The organism is Pusillimonas sp. DMV24BSW_D (assembly GCF_011388195.1).
Lineage (GTDB): Bacteria > Pseudomonadota > Gammaproteobacteria > Burkholderiales > Burkholderiaceae_B > Neopusillimonas > Neopusillimonas aestuarii.
The window spans coordinates 1,154,904-1,174,713 of record NZ_CP049990.1; the positions used below are offsets into that span (position 1 = coordinate 1,154,904).

Here is a 19,810-nt window from a genome sequence, read left to right on the forward strand (position 1 = left end):
GCTGTATCATTAAATAATTGGCTTTTGTCGTTGTGTGTTGTTATCTTAAGTGAGATGTCTATGCTTTACCCTGAACTATTCAAATCAATGGAGGCGGTACGCTGGAATATGGCCACCGATATTCCGTGGGATGATTTTGACGGAAGCAAACTCTCCGACGAGCAGGCGTACACAATCAAGATGAACGCCATTACCGAGTGGGCGGCACTGCCCGCTACGGAAATGTTTTTGCGCGACAACCGTGATGACAGCGATTTCTCGGCGTTTATGTCGATCTGGTTTTTTGAAGAGCAAAAGCATTCGCTTGTCCTGATCGAGTATTTGCGCCGGTTCCGTCCCGACCTCATGCCCACCGAAGAAGAATTGCACAAGGTGCGCTTCGAGTTTGACCCTGCGCCGGCAATGGAAACGCTTATGCTGCATTTTTGTGGCGAAATTCGTTTGAATCATTGGTATCGGTGCGCTTCAGATTGGCATACCGAGCCGGTTATCAAGGCTATTTATCAGACCATCGCTCACGACGAAGCCCGTCATGCCGGTGCCTATTTGCGTTATATGAAAAGGGCGTTGAATCAGAAGGGGCAGGAGTTGGGCGATCAGGCGCGCATGGCGTTTTCCAAAATCGGCGTGCTAATGGCGTCCGCTCACCGTACTCCGCAAGCTTTGCATCCTACAAATTTACACGTTAACAAAGCGCTTTATCCTGAAGATACGGTGCAGTCGAAACTTCCTTCCCCCGGTTGGCTGGAGCAATGGCTCGATAACCAGATCCGGTTCGACAAAGACTGGGAAGGCAAAGTCAGCGCCCGCATTTTGCATAATTTGTCTTTATTAATGAACTCATCTTTCAAAACGGTTCAAGACCTCAATCGTTATCGCAAAGAGCTCATTCGCGGCACCGCAGTGGTGGCTTAAGCCCATGCACGCGGGTTTTGAAAAGAAAGTGTTGTCTCGCAACGCTTGCGAGGCAGCAGCCTCAAGCGGCCGCTTCGCGCGGCCGCTGGTGTTTACCAACGGTGTATTCGATATTTTGCATCGTGGCCATGTAACTTATCTCGACGCTGCTGCTGCTTTGGGCGCAACGCTGATCGTCGCGGTAAACACGGATGAATCGGTAAGGCGTTTGGGAAAAGGAGATGATCGCCCGTTGAACTCACAGGAAGACCGTGCTGCTGTTTTGGCGGCGCTGGCATCGGTGTCTTATGTAACGTATTTTGATGAAGACACGCCATATCAATTAATTCAGTTGTTGAGGCCCGACGTTATAGTGAAGGGGGGCGACTACAACATGGCCACTTTGCCTGAAACGGAATTAGTTGAGAGCTGGGGAGGCAGTGCGGTTGCCATTCCGTTCGAGTTTCAGCGCTCAACCACAAAGCTGGTTAAAAAAATACGCGCCGCGTCAGGCCAATAAGCTGCTAATACAGTTTACGGCGCCAACAGATTATTGATTGCAATGATGTCGTCGGCGGTTAGAATGCCGCCGGCCGCTTTCAGGCGCAGGCCGTTCAGTAATGTGGCATAACGGGCGTCGGCCAGGGCGCGTTGCGTTTCATACAATTGCTGTTGCGCATTCAAAACGTCAATGTTCACGCGAACCCCCACTTCGTAGCCCGTTTGGTTGGCCTCAAGAGAGGCCCGGCTGGAAGCCTCAGCTGCCTGCAGAGCCGACACACGGGCAAGACCCGATACCACACCCGAAAAGAACGCCTGGGTAGCCTGTACGGCCTGGCGGCGCGTTGACTCCAGCTCGTAGCGCGCTTTTTGTAATAGAGAGGTTTGTTCGCGCACTCTCGACGAGATCCCGCCCCCGGCAAACAGTGGAATTGAAAGCTGTACGCCGACTGTCGTTTCCACTGAACGTGGACCGGCCCGCGGGCCGAATGTGCCTCTGTCGCTGCTGCTGCCCGACTGCGCGTAGAAATCGACAGTGGGGTAGTGTTCACTCTGGGCAATATGAATTTGCTTTTCCGCCAGCCGCGTGCTTAATTCAGCCTGTGCAACCTCGAGGCTTGCCTGGGCGGCCTGGGTCGTCCAGTCGTCAAGGCGGGCAGGTTGGGGAGGGGGAAGTGATACTGTGCTTTGAAGGCGGGCCAGCTCTGCGGGGCGTTCGCTAATAATGCTTGCAAGGGCATCTTGCGCCAGTTGCAGCGCGTTAAAAGCTTGAACTTCGCCGGCGTTGATGAGGTCCAGCCGGGCCTGGGCCTCATAGGTATCAGCGATGGTGGCGCTGCCCAATTCAAACCCGCGTTTGGCGGCATCCAGTTGATTCATAATGGCTTGCTTTTGCGCATCCAGGCTTTTCAGCGTGTCTTGCGCCGCCAGTACATTAAAGTAGGCTTGAGTAACGCGTAATGTAAGGTCTTGCCATGCTTGCTGTACAGCCAACGTGGCTGATTGCGCAATGTATTCCGAAGCGCGGTAGGTATCCCATAAACCCACGTCGATAATAGGTTGCGTCAGCGTTAGCGCCCAAACGGCCCGGTTGTCGGCGCTGCTCTGGTTTAACGACGTGGAACGAATATCGTCTGCCTCAACGCCCGTGCTGGCCGTAATATAAGGCAGAAGCAGGGCACGGGCCTGGGGTGTTTTTTCCGATTGCGCAGCCCGGTTGGCTTCGGCTGCCGCAAGAATTGGGTCGCGCTCAAGGGCTTTTGTCCATACCTGCAATAGATCTTGAGTTTGGGCGCCGGCAAACGGTAATAGCAGGGCGTTCAGTACAAAAAAAAGCCCGAAAGACCGTAGCCGACCCGTTGCCATGAGTGTCAGAACTTGAATTGGGACACCGACGTACCCTTTAATGGTTTGATGACGGTGTCGAAAAGAGCTTCCGTGTCGAAGCTTGCGGCGCTGGTGCGGGTGATACGGTACACGGTCATGATGGGGGTTGTGCCCACTACCACGACCATGCGGCCCCCGATACAGAGTTGGTATTTAAGGGCGTCGGGAACCACCGGCACCGAGCCGGTAAGCAGAATGGCATCATATTCCGCTGTGCCCCAGCCGCTATGCGCGTCGCCGACTTCCACGTTTACATTGCCGACCTGTTCGCGTTGCAGGTTTTCAACTGCAAAACCGGCGATGCGGCTGTCGATTTCCACACTGGTTACCTGCTGGGACAATTGACCCAATAGCGCTGCCTGATAGCCGGATCCCGTGCCGATTTCTAACACACAGTCACCGGGCTCAAGGAGTAGCTCCTGGGTTAAGCGCGCCTCAACTTTAGGCGTAAGCATGGTTTCATGCGAGTTAATGGCATTGATGACAAGGGGGAGTTCGACATCGGAGAAGGCCAATGCCTGCATACCTGCCGGGACATAACGCTCTCTTCGAACGTCGAACAATGCTTGCAAAAGGCGTGGGTCGAATACGTTCCATGGTCGGATTTGCTGCTCCACCATGTTGAAGCGGGCACGTTCGGTGTCGGAAAGTCCGGTAGCGTTCATAACGTTAATAACGAGTTTGAAGTTGAATATATTGTACTCATTCAGGCCGGCGACCGGGTTGCCACCAGGCATGGAAGTGGTGTACCGGTCCATGACCTTCGCCAACCTGTAATTCGTCGGCGTGGCGAATGGCTTCTTGCAAATACGCTTTTGCTTTACGCGCGGCTTCGGGCAAATTGGCCGATTGTGGCAACAGGGCGGCGAGGGCGGCGGAAAGCGTGCATCCTGTACCGTGGGTATTGCGGGTATGGATGCGCTCGCCCGGCAGTTCGAAAAGTTGGTCGCCGTTGTGCAGAATATCAGTCGGATCATTGCCCGGCAGGTGCCCGCCTTTCAGGAAGACCCAACGCTCGCCATTGTCGTTTAACAGGCGACGTAGTTTTTCCGCGACCCGGCGCATCTCTTTCAGGTTATCAACGGGGGACATCTCCAGAAGGACACCTGCCTCCGGCAAGTTGGGCGTGATGACCGTTGCCACGGGCATGAGGCTTTCACGCAGCTCATTGATGGCCGCTTTTTCAAGGAGCTGATCGCCGCTTTTGGCGATCATGACCGGGTCAAGCACAATGTGGGCGGGGCGCCAGTGCATTAAACGTTCGGCTACCACACGCGTAACGGCCTGTTGACCCAGCATGCCGATTTTCACCGCATCGATATGCACGTCGGTAAACAGCGTGTCGATTTGTTGCGCTACGAACTCAGGGGGCACGGGCGCAATGCCGGTTACGCCACGCGTATTTTGTGCCGTTAGAGCGGCAACCACAGCAGTGCCGTATGCGCCCAATGCGCTCATGGCTTTAATGTCGGCCAGAATGCCGGCGCCTCCGGAGGGGTCGACACCGGCAATGGATAAGGCATTGGGGATCATGATTTGGGTTTCCGGGACTGAATCAGACCTTCGGTGGGTGAACTGGGGTCGGCGCTGTATAGCTTGCGCGGCATGCGCCCGGCCAGGAACGCTTCACGGCCGGCCTGTACGGCTTTTTTCATAGCGCCGGCCATTAATATCGGGTTCTGCGCGCCCGCAATAGCGGTGTTCATCAGGACGGCATCGCATCCCAGCTCCATTGCCACCGCTGCGTCGGAAGCGGTGCCGACACCGGCATCGACCAGGACGGGCACTTGGGCCTGATCGATAATCAGGCGCAGATTCCATGGGTTCAGAATGCCCATGCCCGACCCAATGAGCGAGGCCAGCGGCATGACCGCGATGCAGCCCATGTCTTCGAGCATGCGACACTGAATTGGGTCGTCGGTGCAATACACCATCACGTCGAATCCGTCGTCGACCAGTGTCTTGGCCGCTTTCAGTGTTTCGGGCATATTGGGAAACAGGTTGTCGGCACTGCCCAGTACCTCGAGTTTCACGAGTGTGTGGCCGTCAAGGAGTTCACGGGCCAGCCGTAATGTGCGTACGGCGTCGTCGGCGGTAAAGCAACCCGCGGTGTTGGGCAAAATGGTGTATTGCGACGGCGGAAGAAAATCAAGCAAATTGGGTTCGTTTGCGTTTTGGCCGATATTGGTGCGGCGAATCGCTACCGTAACAATTTCTGCGCCACTGGCTTCAATGGCTTGTTGAGTTTCCTGAAAATCTTTGTATTTTCCGGTACCCACGAGTAAACGTGAAGCGTAGGTTTTACCGGCAAGCGAGAATGCGTCTTTTGCTGTCATGAATAAAAGCTTCTTGAAATACCAATGAGGAATACTGCTTATTGTATAGGCTCAATGCTTTTTATCGTTGGTCTTGTAGCTGGGCGCAGAGTTGTTCAAGTGCATCGACCAGGCGGGGGCCCGGGCGGAATAGCAGGTCGGGGTCGATTCCGATTATTTTTCCCTGCCGCGCCGCCTGTACGCCCTTAGCGGCCAGAAACTCAGTACGTTCCTTCATTAGTCGGTTTGATTCGCTCCGAATGACGATGAAGTCGGGTTGATTGGCCAGCAGGTTCTCCAGCCCAATCAGCGGCGCTGCTTGTGGAACATCGGCGAAATGATTGGTTGCATTGCAATATTGCAATGCGTTGTTCAGCAGCGGGTCGTTTCCAACGACGTAAAGTGGAGCCGGGTTGATTTCCAGCACAATAGATACGGGTTGCGTCGGCGCCTGTTGCTTGAGGTGTGTCAGCCGCTCTCTGATTGATTCGGCCGCAGCCCCGGCGGAAACGTTGTTGTCCGTCAGCCGGCCAATTTTTTCGATGGCGTCCGGAATGTCTTGAACCGATTTTGGGTTGATATGAACAAGGGGGATGCCCAGTGTTTTCAGGATCGGCGCGACAGCTTGTGTTGCGCCGGCCTGCCAGCCCAAAACAAGGTCGGGTTGCAGGGAAATCAGCGTCTCCGGGTCGATATGCAAGCCGTCGCCGACGCGGCGCAAGGTTTCAACGTCTTTAGGGAAGTCGCTACTTTGAACGGTTCCTATCAAACGATTCCCGGCGCCTGCTGCAAACACGAGTTCGGTGATATGGGGCGCCAGGCTAACGATACGCTGCGCCGATTCTGGGGCCGAGGCTTGCGCCCAGGCCCAGACAGGCAGTAGCCCCAGAGTGAGTAACAGCAGGCGCCGGTGTACGCCGCGCGGTTTACATTTTCCAGGCCAAATTAACGAATACAGTCGAGCCCGGATTCGCGTAGCCATACACATCGGTATAGTCCTTATTGGTAATGTTGTTCCAGCGCACCTGTGCCGACAGGTTTTTGGTGAGCGTTGCGTTCGCGGTCAGATTCCATAAGCTGTACCCGCCTAAATGAACACGGCCCTGAGAAAAGGTTTCATCGTAGCGTTGGCCAACGTAAAGGAATTCGACGCCAAGCGTCCATTGCTCGATACGGTGTTCCGCGTTTAGTCGGTAGGTTTGGCGTGCACGACGGATGAGGCGTTCCCCAGTGCTGTCATCGTAGGGGTTTAGAAAGTCGGCGGCCGCACTCATCCGGGTGTGATCCCATTGGTACGCTGCGGTTGCGGTAATGCCGCGCAAGGTGGCGGAATCGACATTCTCAAGTCGGCGCGGCGTTGACACAATGAGATTGTCTACTTTGTTCTGGTAGGCAACCAGACCAAGTTCGATGCCATTTTGTCGATATTGAATGTGCGCTTCAATGTTGCGTGACTTTTCCGGTTTCAGGTTCGGATTGGATTGCGGCGGGAAGCCGCCCCAGCCCGGAGCGTAAAGGTCGTTGAAACTGGGTGCCTGAAAACCGGTGTTGGCAGCCAGACCCACTTGCCATGCCTTGGTCAGAGCAAGTTCGTATGCAAACCCGCCGGTGGCATGGCTGCCGTAATCGCTAATGTGGTCATTGCGCACGCTTGCCTGAATACGATGCTTTCCGAACCGGCCTCGATATACCAGGCCGGTTGCCTGTGTATTGCGACGATTTGAAAGAAAAGTCATGCTGCCCGATGGTCGTTCCTCGATGCGTTCGAGCAACATACTGACACTGTGATCAGGGTCCAGGGCCAGGTTGTTCTGCCAGGTGTAGGTGCGTGTTAGTGAGCCGAATTCGTAGGGTGCGAAGTTGCCGCTGTAGCTTATACCGTCTTCCTTGGCGTAACCGAAGCGCAGCACGCTTTCCCAAAAATCCGTTAGTTGGTTCGTGCTTGAAAGGGTGTATGCCTGCTGCCGTGTCTGGCTAATGGCCGGGTGTGATTGGCCGGCATCGAAGTCACCGTTTATGTACCCGTTGTACAACGAGAAATCGAAGCGCTGGCCTTGCCGCCATCTGTACCCCAGCGCCCCCGCTACGCTATTCTGCCGGTAGCCGTCTTTGTCCGGGTAGGCGTCGGAGGCATAGTCTTGGGTTGCATCGAACCCGGAACTGCGCGCGACCGCGGTCGACAGGTTGTAGTTCCAGCCGTCTGCCGCGCCGGAGAACCCCGCGCCCGACTTAAATGTATTGTGGCTGCCGTAACCCGCATTGGCGTAGGCCTTAAGTGGTTCGTCTTCAGCCGGCTTTCGGGTAATGATGTTCACCACGCCACCGATGGCATCCGAGCCGTAAAGGCTGCTGGCCGCGCCGCGTAGAATTTCAACGCGCTCAATCGTTGCGGGGTCGATAGCATTCCAGTTAACGCCACCGTAATTCGAACTGTTAATGCGTACGCCGTCGATTAGAACCAGCGTATGGCTCGCATCGTTGCCTCTTAGGAACAGGCCGGTGGTGTTTTGGGGCCCGCCACTGTTATAGAACGCGATGCCGGGCTCCTGCGCGAGGATTTCCGCCAGGCTCTGTTGTCCGGCTTCACGAAGCTTTTCATTTGGTACGACAGAAACGTCGCCCAATGTTTCCGACTCAAGTTGCGCAACACGACTGGCGGTGACAACAATAGGATCAAGCGAGGAGGGAGTTTGCGCTAGGGCGATAAAAGGAATGAAAAGCGCCGGAGCCAAAAGGCGGCGCTGCAAACGGATGGTATTCATGATAAGACCTGCGAGATAACGCGCGTCCCCGCACGTTATTGACAATAAAACACGCTAAAAGGCGTGCGCCGGTTCGACAGGGGCCGGTGTCGGGCTGGCATGCGTTGCATGAGTACCGTTGCGGGGGCAGCACAGTTTATACCGTGCCACACAGGGCTGAATTGATGCAGCCCTGTGTGACATGTGTGTTCTGTTTCCCGTTTAACTTTCGCAGAAATGGCGACAATGTTGATAACACTGCTTTTTGCCGATAACCGAAAGCACCTCTGACAGGGCCAAAACTTTAGCACAGCCAAAGGGTAAAAGATATATACGGGCTACAATAAAGGGTTTATCCCTTAAGTTCTTTATTGTTTCAGGCCTGTTCGCGTGTCATATCCCAATTTGCCCTATCCCTTGAATACTTACACTCATGGTCGTCGATTCGTTGAATTATTGGCGGATCGCATTTTGGTGCTTGACGGCGCCGTGGGCACCATGATTCAGCGCTATAAGTTGTCCGAGGCTGATTTCCGGGGCGAGCGTTTTGTGGCGCATGGAAAAGACCTGAAGGGAAATAACGAGCTTTTGTGTTTGGTTCGACCGGATTTGGTGTCGGAAATTCATCGCCAGTATCTGGCGGCCGGTGCCGATGTTATTGAAACCAATACATTTGGTGCAACATCGGTTGCGCAGGGTGATTACGGTTTACCCGAGCTTGCTTATGAGATGAACGTGGCGGCGGCCAAGCTGGCACGCCAGGCGTGCGATGAATTCAGCACATCCGGGCGCCCCCGTTTCGTTGCAGGTGCTTTGGGGCCGCAGCCTAAAACCGCCTCCATTTCGCCTGATGTCAACGACCCTGCAGCACGCAATGTCACGTTCGAAGAGTTGCGCGAGACATACACCGAGCAGTTGAACGGGTTGCTGGATGGTGGCATCGACATCGTACTTATCGAGACCATCTTCGATACGTTGAACGCCAAGGCGGCTATTTTTGCTGTGGAGTCGGTGTTTGAAGCGCGAGGTGTGCGCCTGCCCGTGATGATCTCCGGTACTGTTACCGATGCTTCGGGGCGTATTCTTTCGGGGCAAACGGTGGAGGCGTTCTGGAACTCGGTACGCCATGCGCGGCCCGTCACCATTGGTTTGAACTGTGCCTTGGGCGCGGCGTTAATGCGCCCCTATGTGGCCGAGCTGGCTAAAATTTGCGACACCTATGTGTGTGTTTACCCGAATGCCGGTTTACCCAACCCGATGGCAGAAACGGGCTTTGACGAGACCCCGGAAGACACCTCTTCGCTGCTGCAGGAGTTTGCGACTGCCGGTTTGGTGAACATGGTGGGCGGATGTTGCGGCACTACGCCCGAGCATATTCAGGCCATTGTGGAAAAAGTAGCCAGTCTGCCGGTTCGGCAGGTTCCGGAAATTCCCGTTAAAACGCGCCTGTCGGGTCTGGAACCGTTGAACTTCGATGGCGACTCGTTGTTCATCAATGTAGGCGAGCGCACCAACGTAACGGGCAGCAAAAAGTTTTTGCGCCTGATTCGCGAAGAGAACTACGAGGAAGCCTTGTCGGTAGCGCGTCAGCAGGTGGAAAGCGGCGCCCAGATTATCGACATTAATATGGACGAAGCCATGCTGGATTCGGCTGCCTGCATGCGCCGATTCCTGAATATGGTGGCGTCGGAGCCGGATATTTCCCGTGTGCCTATTATGATCGACAGCTCCAAATGGAGCGTGATCGAAGCGGGCTTGCAATGTGTGCAGGGCAAGGCGGTGGTGAACTCCATCTCCATGAAGGAAGGGGTTGAGCCGTTTCTTGAGCAGGCGCGTTTGTGCCGCAAGTACGGTGCGGCGGTGGTCGTCATGGCCTTTGATGAAAAAGGTCAGGCCGATACACTGCAGCGTCGTATTGATATTTGTGGCAAAGCTTATAAGTTGCTGGTTGAAGAAGTGGGCTTCCCGCCGGAAGACATTATTTTTGATCCAAACGTATTTGCCATAGCCACCGGCATTGATGAACACAATCATTATGCAGTCGACTTTATTGAAGGTACGCGCTGGATTACCCAGAACTTACCCCATGCGCGCGTATCGGGCGGCATTTCGAACGTGAGCTTTTCGTTCCGTGGTAACGAGCCTGTGCGCGAAGCGATTCATACGGTGTTCTTGTACTACGCGATTCAGGAAGGTCTGACCATGGGTATTGTGAATGCCGGTCAGTTGGGCGTGTATCAGGATATTGATAAGAAATTGCTCGACCTGATTGAAGACGTGGTGCTGGATCGCAACCCCCCGGTAGCGCGCGCAGACGAAGCGGATGAACTGACGCCCACGGAACGTTTGGTGGTGTTTGCCGAAACGGTCAAGGGCGCTGGTACGAAACGAGAAGAGGATCTGGCCTGGCGCGATCAATCGGTTGAGGAGCGCCTGATTCACGCTTTGGTCCATGGCATTACCACGTTTATTGTCGAGGATACGGAAGAGGTTCGTCAGAAAATTGCCGATCAGGGTGGACGCCCGATTCAGGTTATTGAAGGGCCGCTGATGGATGGCATGAATGTCGTGGGCGACCTGTTCGGTTCCGGCAAAATGTTCTTGCCCCAGGTGGTCAAGTCGGCGCGCGTTATGAAACAGGCCGTTGCGCACTTGATTCCCTTTATTGAAGAGGAAAAGCGTCAGATTCAAGCCGCCGGCGGCGATGTCCGTGCCAAAGGCAAAATCGTCATTGCGACCGTAAAGGGTGATGTTCACGACATCGGCAAGAACATCGTGACCGTCGTACTTCAATGTAATAACTTTGAAGTGGTGAACATGGGGGTGATGGTTCCCTGCGCCGAAATTCTGGCCAAAGCCAAGGAAGAGAACGCCGACATTGTCGGGCTATCGGGCTTAATTACGCCCAGCCTGGAGGAAATGGCGTATGTGGCTTCGGAAATGCAGCGTGACCCTTATTTTAAAGAGCGTAAAACACCCTTGCTGGTAGGGGGCGCCACCACCAGCCGCGTGCATACCGCCGTGAAAATTGCGCCAAACTATGACGGCCCGGTAATTTACGTGCCCGATGCCAGCCGTTCCGTGGGTGTCGCCACACAACTGGTGTCCGAACAGTCGCAAGCCTATCTTGATGCTTTGGCCAAGGAGTATGAGCAGGTTCGGGAGCGCCATGCCAAGCGCAAGGAAACGCCGCTGGTTTCGTTAAAGGAAGCGCGCAACAATCGGCCTGACATCGATTGGTCTACCTACACGCCGCCCAAGCCCAAGTTCATTGGACGCCGTGAATTCAAACATTATGATCTTGCAGAGATTGCGCGTTATATCGACTGGACGCCGTTCTTTCAGACTTGGAGTCTGTTTGGGCAATATCCCGCCATTCTGGATGACAAAATCGTGGGTGATCAGGCGCGTAAGCTCTTTGAAGAAGGGCAGGCCATGTTGCGCAAGATTATCGATGGCCGCTGGCTCACGGCCAATGGGGTCGTCGCCTTTTATCCGGCCAACACGGTACACGGCGAAGATATTGAGGTCTATACCGATGACACGCGTTCCAAGGTACTGTTCACTTGGCGAAACCTGCGCCAGCAGGGGGTAAAACGGGAAGGCGTCGATAATAAATGTCTGGCCGATTACATTGCCCCCAAATCATCTGGAGTGAAAGACTATATTGGTTTGTTTGCCGTTACCGGTGGTTTGGGCATTGAAAAGTACGAGCAGATGTTCCAGAACGATAACGACGATTATTCAGTCATTATGCTCAAAGCCCTGGCCGATCGTTTCGCGGAAGGTTTTGCGGAATGCTTGCATGCGCGGGTGCGTACCGATTTGTGGGGCTATGTGCCCGATGAAGCGCTTGACAACCCGTCTTTGATTGCCGAGAAGTATCAGGGTATTCGGCCGGCGCCTGGTTACCCGGCCTGCCCTGAGCACGTTGTAAAGCGGGATATGTTCCAGGTTTTGCAAGCGCAGAGTATTGGCATGGAATTGACGGATAGTTTTGCGATGTATCCCGCTTCCAGTGTGTCGGGCTTTTACTTAAGCCATCCGCAGTCGCAATATTTTAATGTGGGTAATATCGGCGAAGACCAGTTCAACGATTATGTGCAACGCAGCGGTCGGAGTGCAGATGATGTGCGGCGTACCCTGGCCAGTGTGTTGGGGTTCAAACCCAGCGTGGCAACCACCTAGGCGCTGTCATGATAGGCCCAGGTTCCGATTCTGCACGCCGTCGCGCACTGGGTGAGTTTTTGCGCAGTGTGCGTGCTCGTGTGTCGCCCCAGGCTGCCGGTTTGCCTGCGGGAGCCAGACGCCGAACACCCGGCTTGCGCCGCGAGGAAGTGGCGCAATTGGCCGCTATTAGCGTGACCTGGTACACCTGGATCGAACAAGGGCGCGATGTCTCTGTTTCCGCGGCAGTGTGGTCGCGGCTGGCCGGTGTCTTGCAAATGAGCCGTGCAGAACGACACTATTTGTTTGAATTGGCCGAAGCCACCGATCCCGAGCATGGGCGTGAAACGCTGGAGCAATTGCCGGAAGGCTTGCAATTATGTGTGGATAGCATAACCGTGCCGGCTTATATTCTTGATCGCAGCTGGAATGTTCTGTGCCGTAATAATCTTATGCTGGAGTTATTTTCGGGCTGGCCCGATCGCGATTCCCAGCCCAATCTGTTACGTTTTATGTTTCAGGATGAGGCGGCCAGGACCCTGGTTGAGGATTGGGAGGCACGCGCGCAGCGTGTTGTCGCTGAATTCCGGGCGGAGACGGCATCGTTTGCAGAAGAGCCGGAAGTGAGTGCTCTGATCGACTCATTGCTGGAAACCAGCCCTGTATTTGCGCATTGGTGGACGCGCCAGACGGTGGTGGAACGTGAAGGCGGAAGTCGTGCGTTTTTTCACCCGGACAAAGGCCGGGTATCGTATCGTCAGATGACATTTCATTTAGCGATAAGGCCCGATTGCAAGCTGGTGATGTTGCTGGATGAGGCCGATTGAAGGGTTAAGGCACGGGCGTGGATGGTCGCTTTAGATCAGGTTTGCTGACGCTTTTTATTTTCCAAAGCAGCCGTGGCATTTGCCGGCAGGCGCCGGAAAGAGAAAAAAGACGTTGCAGTAATCAGGCCAATAACAATGAAGCCCCACATGACATCCACACGTTCGAGTGAGGTTGCTTCGCGCCAACTCATGCTTAAGTTAAGTACCAGTGCGGCGCAGCCCACCCCCAAACTAATGCCAAGCTGCTGGGCCATTGCCGCGAGGGTGCTGGCTTTGCTCATTTGGCTCGAATTGAGCTCGGCATAAGTTAAGGTATTGACTGCGGTGAATTGCAGTGACCGGAAAATACCGCCGGTTGCCAGAATGGCGACCATGACCCATAACGGGGTACTGTTTTGGAATAACGCGCACAATACAACGAACAACCCCGATATCAACGCATTCCACGTGAGGACCGCTTTATAGCCGAAGCGTTCAATAATTCGGGTGGCGACAACTTTCATAATCAACGCACCTGCCGCGCCGGTAAACGTGATCAGGCCGGCCAGAAACGCAGAAAAATTGAATGTAACCTGCAGCAGAATGGCCAGAAGGAACGGCATGGACCCAACCATAAAGCGACATAGGTTACCGCCCAGAATTGAAACGGCAAATGAAGGTATACGTAACAGGCTCAGATCCAGAATGGGCTGATCGCAACGACGTGCATGATGTATATACAGCACGCCACAGACCAGGCCCGTTGCCAGCAACAGCAAGACTTGAATTGTGGAAATGCCTTGGTGACCAATGGCTTCGAACCCCGAAACCAGCGCAGCAAGACAGACCGCGCTTAAAATGAACCCAGGCCAGTCCATGCGCGGCGACGTTGTGGGCAGTTCCTCTCGGATAAATCGCATAACGAGATAAATTCCCAATACACCGACCGGTACGTTAATAAGAAAGATCCAGTGCCACGAAGCGTACGTCACCAGAAACCCCCCAACCGGCGGCCCCAAAATTGGGCCCATTAATGCGGGCATGGCCAGAAATGCCATGGCTTTGAGCAAGTCTTCTTTGGGCGTTTTGCGTAGCATAATAATGCGCCCGACGGGAACCATCATGGCACCGGCAGCGCCTTGCGCGATACGGGCTAGCACGAGTTGTATAAGGTTTTGGGAAACGGCGCATGCAATCGAGCTGAGTGAAAAAAGCACAATGGCAGTAATGAATATACGGCGTGCGCCGAAACGTTCGGCGGCCCAACCGCTGATGGGTACGAATACGGCCAGTGCCAGCAGGTAGCTGGTAATGGATATGTTCATTTGTACCGCTGTTGTGCCCAAAGAGGCCGCCATGGCGGGAATGGCGGTGGCCACGACCGTGGCATCCAGCATTTGCATGAAAAGTGCACAACCCACGATAAAGGGGATCATGCGTACCGCTTTCCGTTCCCGGCGGGCCTCTTCTGATGAGGGTGATGATGGCGTTTCGGACATAACGGATTCTAACTTTTTGCGGCTGAAGTAAACTGGAATATGATGCGAGCCAATGCGTTGGCAAACCTATTTTATTGAATTGAGATTATGGCCAAGAATTACGAGTCGGAAATTACGCAATTTTTGAAAGAATATAAGCGCGCGCACCCTGACACAGAGCAACGCCAGCGTGAGGGGCGGGCTCGGCTGTGGGAACGGCAACTTGACTCTGAGTTGCTGGAAAATTATCGCGCGGGCAAAGTACCTCAAGCGCCTTATGTTTATCAAACCAAGTAAGTCGAATGCCTAACCGGGCTCAACCACCCGATATCGGGGCTTTGGTCGATCCGGCTATCGATAGTACGCCCAATGTCGTCGATTCGGTCGCTTTTGCGCGATTGTACGGTGAACCTTTGTTCGCCTTGCCACAAGATCTTTATATCCCGCCTGATGCACTTGAGGTTTTTCTGGAAACCTTCGAGGGGCCGCTCGATTTGCTCTTGTATTTAATCCGCAAACAGAATTTCAATGTTCTGGACATTCCCATGGCGGAAGTCACGCGCCAGTATTTGTCGTATGTTGATCAAATACGTGAGCACAACCTTGAGCTTGCCGGGGAGTATCTGTTAATGGCTGCGTTACTTATCGAGATTAAGTCGCGCATGCTTTTGCCGGTTAAGAAAACAGACACAGGTGAGGAGCCGGATGACCCAAGAGCTGAATTGGTGCGTCGGCTACTCGAGTACGAGCGCATGAAGTTGGCGGCTCAGAAATTGAATGAATTACCGCAATTGGGGCGTGATTTTCAGCGCGCGCACGCGTTGATGGATATTCGCGTTGAGAGAATGTTGCCCGACATCAGCGCAGATGACTTGCGGCAGGCATGGGCCGATATAATGCGTCGGGCAAAACTGAATGCGCATCACAAAATTACGCGTGAACAGTTGTCGGTGCGTGAACATATGACACGTATTTTGCGCCGCTTGGCCGATGTGCGCTTCATGGAGTTTACCGAGCTTTTCAGTGAGTCAGTCGACAAAGGACATACTGTGCCGGTGATTGTGGTGCATTTTCTGGCGATGCTCGAATTGGCGCGCGAGTCTTTGCTGGAGGTGACCCAGGCCGCGCCTTATGCGCCCATATACGTGCGGCTCACCTACACAACGCAAGCTGCAAATTAAGGTTAAGCCGTCCTGCGGCCATTTTCCGGATTGTTATCTACGGAGATTTTTTTGAAAGTCGTTCACACTATTGAGGCTTTGCGTGATCAAATGCGCGGCCAGCTTCGCGCTTCTTTTGTTCCCACAATGGGGAATTTGCACGAGGGGCATTTGTCTCTTATGCGAATGGCGCGTCAGCATGGTGATCCGGTCGTAGCCAGTATTTTTGTGAATCGTCTACAGTTCGGCCCGAATGAAGACTTCGACAGTTACCCGCGTACGTTGCAGGACGACATTGAAAAGCTCGAACGCGAGCGCGATGTTTATGTGTTGTTTGCGCCGAATGAAAGCGAAATGTATCCCGAGCCGCAAAGTTATCAAATTTTGCCGCCGCCGGATCTTGGCGGGATTCTGGAAGGGGAGTTCAGGCCTGGTTTTTTCATGGGCGTCAGCACAGTGGTACTTAAACTGTTTTCCTGTGTACAGCCGCGTGTTGCCGTTTTTGGCAAGAAAGATTACCAACAGTTAATGGTGGTGCGGAATATGTGCCGGCAGTTTCAGTTACCGGTAAAAATTATTGCGCATGAAACGGTTCGTGACGCCGACGGGCTGGCCTTGTCGTCACGCAACCGTTATTTGTCTTCTGAAGAACGGGCTGAGGCGCCGCGTTTATATGCTTTATTGCAGAAGTTGCGTCAGGATGTTTTGGCAGGAGCGTCTGATTGTGTCGCTTTAGAGCAGATGGCGATCGATGATTTGCAAAAACGAGGTTGGCAGGTGGATTACTTCACGGTACGCCGTCAGCGCGACTTGTTGCCGCCTAGCTCCGAAGAGATGAAAGAAGGGGTCCCGCTGGTGGTGCTGGCCGCGGCAAAGCTGGGTAGTACGCGACTGATCGACAACCTGGAAGTTGAGCGGGCTTAAATATCCTAGCAGTTCTGTTAGGTTACGAATTGTTTCTTTCGTGTCAAAATTGTTTCCAGAAAATAACCATTGGAGACAAAATGGATCAGACTCAATTCGAAGTAAAGCCGTTCTGCATTCTCTCACCTCGGGAACGCGAGGTCATGCTTGGTATCGTCGAGGGAATGTCGAATAAATACATTGCGCTGGAAATGGCGTTGTCTCAGCGCACTGTCGAAGCACACCGGGCCCGGATTTTCGATAAAACCGATGTGCGCAATGCTGTTCAGTTAACCCGGCTGTGGCTTCGAAGTCTGGGTATTAGCGACTACCAAGGGCGTTGGCCCGTATACCGGTTTTGTAAAGCCGGCGATGCACAGAGTGCGGTAGGGCCGTCGGGTATGCGTGAGTGCAACAAAGCACAATGCAGTGCGAGTCACCGGTGCGCATATGATGCCGCTATACCCAATGGCTTTTCCTATAAATGGTTCAAGGACGACAGTTCATTGCCGGCTGATCTTTAAGTTCATTTATGCCGTCAATGTCGGCTTGGCGTGTTAAATGGAATGGCAGGGTGGCCTCCACATTGTTCATGCTGTTCACGCGCAACAGATTGTTGTGTTCAAAGGTGAGGGCGCTCAGTGTCGTGTCGTCGCGGGTTTGCAAACGAATGCGCCAGGGTTCAGTGCCGATCACTTTCCAGCAACCTTGTTCCAAAAACGGCTCGTTGGTTGCCGGGCCGTCTAAAGGCTGTGCTCGGGCCCGCCACTCGCCCGATGGCGCCAGCGTAAGTGTGAAACGGCTGGCTGAGCATGACTGCAGGGTCATGTTGCATGGCAAAGTGCCCAGAAAAGTTTTAGGTTCACGTAAGGGGCGGATGACATTGGTTTGGTCGGCCGATCCCGATTCTGTTGCTTCTTGATCTTGGGTTTCCGCCGGCGACTGTTCGGTTTGGTCTTTGCCGAAACCCAGTTGTAACTGCGACGGTGCACGAGTGTCCTGGCGTCCCTGAGCTTGAGACCGCGCATCCGACAACGTGGACTCTTTTGGGGGTTCGTAGTAGCCGGGTTGTTGTTGCTGTGCGCATCCGGCCAGCGTAATAAGGCTGATGGCCGCCATGGTTGCAGGGTGAAAGCGGGGCCGGGCAACTGCGCTTAGAAAATTAATAGGGGCTCGCATAATGGCTTTCCATCAAGAATTGAATATAGCGCTTATTCTACGCAACTCTGTTTCGTTGCGTCACTGGGTTGAGTTGTTTGAGTGGCCGGTTCCGGCATGGCAAACGCATCTTGGTGCGATAGTTGTCTTGGCTACAACGGGCGCGATAGTCGTAGGCGTGTGCAGCCTGCTGGCCGCAAACAGCGTTAGAAATATTTGCATGCTGACAGCGGTGTCGATGCGACCGGGTGTGGGACGCCTGCGATGCTTGGCAGGCGCTTTGGGGTTGGGCGGTGTTTTGGGTGCCTGGGTGGGCGCGCGCTACGGTATATCGGTTTATGCGATTTCTCTTTTAGGCGCATTAGGTGTGCTTATTATGCTGGCCATGATCGACGCCCGTACCGGTTTATTGCCGGATTTGTTGACCTTGCCTTTGCTTTGGCTGGGTTTGGGTTTGTCTTGGTCGGGTATTTTGCCTGTGTCGTTGCACCAGTCTGTAGGCGGTGCCATGGCGGGTTATGGGTTTCTGTGGCTGCTTTCATGGGTGTTTCTTTGTATAAGAGGCAGAGAAGGCATGGGGCACGGCGATTTCAAATTGACCGCTGCTCTCGGGGCCTGGCTGGGGTATGGTCTTTTGCCTCTGGTGCTGCTGTGGGCGTGCTTTCTGGGGTTAGTGGTTGTTTTTGTTCGTCATTTCTTGCTATTTGGACAGCGCACTGGTCGCATTGATTACGGCTCAGTATTAGCGCAAACACTGCCTTTTGGTCCCTACTTGGTGTTGTCGGGGGCGTCGGCCCTTCTTGTTTCTTAGGCGATGAGTTTTAAGCTGGATAAAATACGGGCTTAGCCAACCAATAAGCAGGAACTATGTTGAAAATCGGCTTAACAGGCGGCATTGGCTCTGGGAAAACCCGGGTCACCGACCTTTTTCACGAATGGGGCGCCAGTGTCATCGACACTGATGTCATTGCGCATCAGCTCACGCAACCGGGTGGTTTGGCCATGCCGGCGATTCGCGAAACATTTGGTGAGCAAGTGGTTGCGGCCGATGGGGCAATGGACCGCGCCGCGATGCGCGAACGGGTGTTCGGTGATCCGGAAAGCCGGCGCGCGCTTGAAGCGATTGTTCACCCCTTGATAGCAGAAGTTACAGAACAGCAGGCGGGTCAGGCCCATGGGTGCTATCTTGTGCTGGTTGTGCCTTTGTTGGTGGAAACGGGTCGCTGGCTCAAGAAGGTAGACCGGGTGTGTGTCGTTGATTGCGATCCCGAAACCCAAATTAAACGTGTGCAGGCACGCAGTGGGCTGACGATCGACGCCATTAAGCGTATCATGTCAGCACAAGCGACACGCGATGCACGATTGGCACAGGCAAACGACGTTGTTCTGAACGACGGCGCAACCACACCAGGCCAACTGCGCTCACGTGCACGCGAATTGCACGAATACTGGTGTTCACTGGTATAACACCCTGCATTGGTAAACAGGTTCTGCTTATTACGAAACAGATATAGGTAACTGGTCGCGTGATTCTTTACGAGTATCCATGTAATGAACGGGTTCGAACATTGCTCCGGGTCGAGCACCTATTCGGGCGCCTGTTCTTTTTTGCAGAAGAAGAAGAAGAGGTTTATCACCACCAAATCGCGGTTGCGACCCTTTTCGACCTGCTTGAAATTTGTGATCGTACCGATTTACGGGGCTCGGTTTTGCAAGACCTGGAACGACAGCGCGCGTCATTAACTGCACTGCGGCGTCACCCGGGGGTTGATGAAACGACTCTCGACAAAATGGTGGCCGATCTGGAAAAAACGGCTTCCGATCTGGCGGCACAGGGGCGAGTGGGGCAAGTACTGCGCGATAACGAATGGCTGGCCAGTCTGCGGGGTCGTCTTAGTGTTCCGGGCGGATCGTCACCCGCCGACATTCCCTCTTATTACGCATGGCAAATCAAGCCCATGGAAGTGCGTATGAAGGATCTTCAACAATGGATTGAGCCCTTCCTGCCGCTTTATAACGGGTTGTCGCTCATTCTAAGGTTGCTGCGCGAATCGGGTGATCCGATCGAGCTGGAAGCAACACAGGGTGCCTATCAGGAAATGCTTACCGGTAAAACCTTCCAGCTTTTGCGTGTGTGGGTCGATCCGGCTTTGGGTGTGTTTCCCGAAATGAGCGCTAATAAATATGTCATTTGGGTTCGTTTTTCCATGCAAGACAACGAGCTTAAGCCTTTGTCGGTCACCCGCGACATCTCCTTTCGCCTTTCGCGCTGCAATTTCTAATTTACTGGCAATAATTGTT

General features: G+C 54.0%; 19 protein-coding genes. 11 read left to right on the plus strand and 8 right to left on the minus strand.

What is annotated here, in order from left to right:
* Positions 1-60 precede the first annotated feature (60 nt).
* Both G9Q38_RS05610 and rfaE2 read left to right on the plus strand, forming a co-directional pair.
* A complete protein-coding gene (locus tag G9Q38_RS05610; protein ID WP_119441276.1) occupies positions 61-915 on the plus strand; it encodes a ferritin family protein in 855 nt (284 codons plus the stop codon).
* Between the two features lie 4 nt (positions 916-919).
* Positions 920-1,414: a D-glycero-beta-D-manno-heptose 1-phosphate adenylyltransferase gene (gene rfaE2, locus G9Q38_RS05615; RefSeq protein ID WP_166128679.1), complete on the plus strand. Its 495-nt coding sequence runs from the start codon at positions 920-922 to the stop codon at positions 1,412-1,414.
* Positions 1,415-1,428: 14 nt separating this feature from the next.
* On the opposite strand, the gene G9Q38_RS05620 is transcribed toward rfaE2, so the two are convergent.
* From G9Q38_RS05620 to G9Q38_RS05645, 6 genes are all read right to left on the minus strand, one after another.
* Positions 1,429-2,760 (minus strand): TolC family outer membrane protein, encoded by a 1,332-nt coding sequence (locus G9Q38_RS05620; protein WP_166128682.1) that lies wholly within the window; start codon positions 2,758-2,760, stop codon positions 1,429-1,431.
* Positions 2,761-2,765: 5 nt separating this feature from the next.
* Positions 2,766-3,446: a protein-L-isoaspartate O-methyltransferase family protein gene (locus G9Q38_RS05625; protein WP_114421378.1), complete on the minus strand. Its 681-nt coding sequence runs from the start codon at positions 3,444-3,446 to the stop codon at positions 2,766-2,768.
* Positions 3,447-3,483: 37 nt separating this feature from the next.
* A complete protein-coding gene (gene thiD / locus G9Q38_RS05630; RefSeq protein ID WP_166128685.1) occupies positions 3,484-4,314 on the minus strand; it encodes a bifunctional hydroxymethylpyrimidine kinase/phosphomethylpyrimidine kinase in 831 nt (276 codons plus the stop codon).
* Positions 4,311-5,117: a thiazole synthase gene (locus G9Q38_RS05635; RefSeq protein WP_166128688.1), complete on the minus strand. Its 807-nt coding sequence runs from the start codon at positions 5,115-5,117 to the stop codon at positions 4,311-4,313. The genes thiD and G9Q38_RS05635 overlap by 4 nt, the downstream gene beginning before the upstream one ends.
* A 61-nt stretch (positions 5,118-5,178) precedes the next feature.
* Entirely contained in the window at positions 5,179-6,078 is a 900-nt protein-coding gene (locus G9Q38_RS05640; protein WP_166128690.1) for a helical backbone metal receptor, read from the minus strand.
* Complete coding sequence (locus G9Q38_RS05645; RefSeq protein WP_166128693.1) at positions 6,023-7,858, minus strand: TonB-dependent receptor plug domain-containing protein; 1,836 nt, start codon at positions 7,856-7,858, stop codon at positions 6,023-6,025. Before G9Q38_RS05645 ends, G9Q38_RS05640 begins: the two co-directional genes overlap by 56 nt.
* A 369-nt stretch (positions 7,859-8,227) precedes the next feature.
* Between G9Q38_RS05645 and metH the strand changes: the two genes are divergently transcribed.
* Both metH and G9Q38_RS05655 read left to right on the plus strand, forming a co-directional pair.
* Positions 8,228-12,025, plus strand: a complete 3,798-nt coding sequence (metH, locus tag G9Q38_RS05650; protein WP_166128695.1) for a methionine synthase — start codon at positions 8,228-8,230, stop codon at positions 12,023-12,025.
* 8 nt (positions 12,026-12,033) lie between these two features.
* On the plus strand, positions 12,034-12,831 hold the full coding sequence (locus tag G9Q38_RS05655) for a helix-turn-helix transcriptional regulator (protein WP_166128698.1): 798 nt from the start codon (positions 12,034-12,036) through the stop codon (positions 12,829-12,831).
* Between the two features lie 35 nt (positions 12,832-12,866).
* On the opposite strand, the gene G9Q38_RS05660 is transcribed toward G9Q38_RS05655, so the two are convergent.
* Complete coding sequence (locus tag G9Q38_RS05660; RefSeq protein ID WP_166132327.1) at positions 12,867-14,246, minus strand: DHA2 family efflux MFS transporter permease subunit; 1,380 nt, start codon at positions 14,244-14,246, stop codon at positions 12,867-12,869.
* 150 nt (positions 14,247-14,396) lie between these two features.
* On the opposite strand from G9Q38_RS05660, the gene G9Q38_RS05665 reads away from it, so the two are divergent.
* From G9Q38_RS05665 to G9Q38_RS05680, 4 genes are all read left to right on the plus strand, one after another.
* Positions 14,397-14,585, plus strand: coding sequence for a DUF3460 family protein (locus G9Q38_RS05665; protein ID WP_166128701.1), 189 nt, complete (start codon positions 14,397-14,399; stop codon positions 14,583-14,585).
* 5 nt (positions 14,586-14,590) lie between these two features.
* The gene (locus tag G9Q38_RS05670) at positions 14,591-15,469 is read left to right on the plus strand and encodes a segregation and condensation protein A (protein WP_166128704.1); all 879 of its coding nucleotides are present in this window, start codon (positions 14,591-14,593) and stop codon (positions 15,467-15,469) included.
* 51 nt (positions 15,470-15,520) lie between these two features.
* Positions 15,521-16,372: a pantoate--beta-alanine ligase gene (panC, locus tag G9Q38_RS05675; protein WP_166128706.1), complete on the plus strand. Its 852-nt coding sequence runs from the start codon at positions 15,521-15,523 to the stop codon at positions 16,370-16,372.
* Between the two features lie 80 nt (positions 16,373-16,452).
* Positions 16,453-16,875, plus strand: a complete 423-nt coding sequence (locus G9Q38_RS05680) for a response regulator transcription factor (protein ID WP_166128708.1) — start codon at positions 16,453-16,455, stop codon at positions 16,873-16,875.
* Here G9Q38_RS05680 and G9Q38_RS05685 read toward each other — a convergent pair.
* The gene (locus tag G9Q38_RS05685; RefSeq protein ID WP_166128710.1) at positions 16,841-17,530 is read right to left on the minus strand and encodes a hypothetical protein; all 690 of its coding nucleotides are present in this window, start codon (positions 17,528-17,530) and stop codon (positions 16,841-16,843) included. The genes G9Q38_RS05680 and G9Q38_RS05685 overlap by 35 nt on opposite strands.
* Position 17,531: 1 nt before the next feature.
* Here G9Q38_RS05685 and G9Q38_RS05690 point away from each other — a divergent pair, with 1 nt between their 5' ends.
* The 3 genes from G9Q38_RS05690 to zapD are packed head-to-tail and all read left to right on the plus strand — an operon-like array spanning position 17,532 to position 19,791.
* Positions 17,532-18,320, plus strand: a complete 789-nt coding sequence (locus tag G9Q38_RS05690; RefSeq protein WP_166128713.1) for a prepilin peptidase — start codon at positions 17,532-17,534, stop codon at positions 18,318-18,320.
* A 56-nt stretch (positions 18,321-18,376) separates the two neighbouring features.
* Complete coding sequence (gene coaE / locus G9Q38_RS05695; protein WP_166128716.1) at positions 18,377-18,976, plus strand: dephospho-CoA kinase; 600 nt, start codon at positions 18,377-18,379, stop codon at positions 18,974-18,976.
* 59 nt (positions 18,977-19,035) lie between these two features.
* Complete coding sequence (zapD, locus tag G9Q38_RS05700; protein WP_166128719.1) at positions 19,036-19,791, plus strand: cell division protein ZapD; 756 nt, start codon at positions 19,036-19,038, stop codon at positions 19,789-19,791.
* The last annotated feature ends 19 nt before the right edge of the window (positions 19,792-19,810 follow it).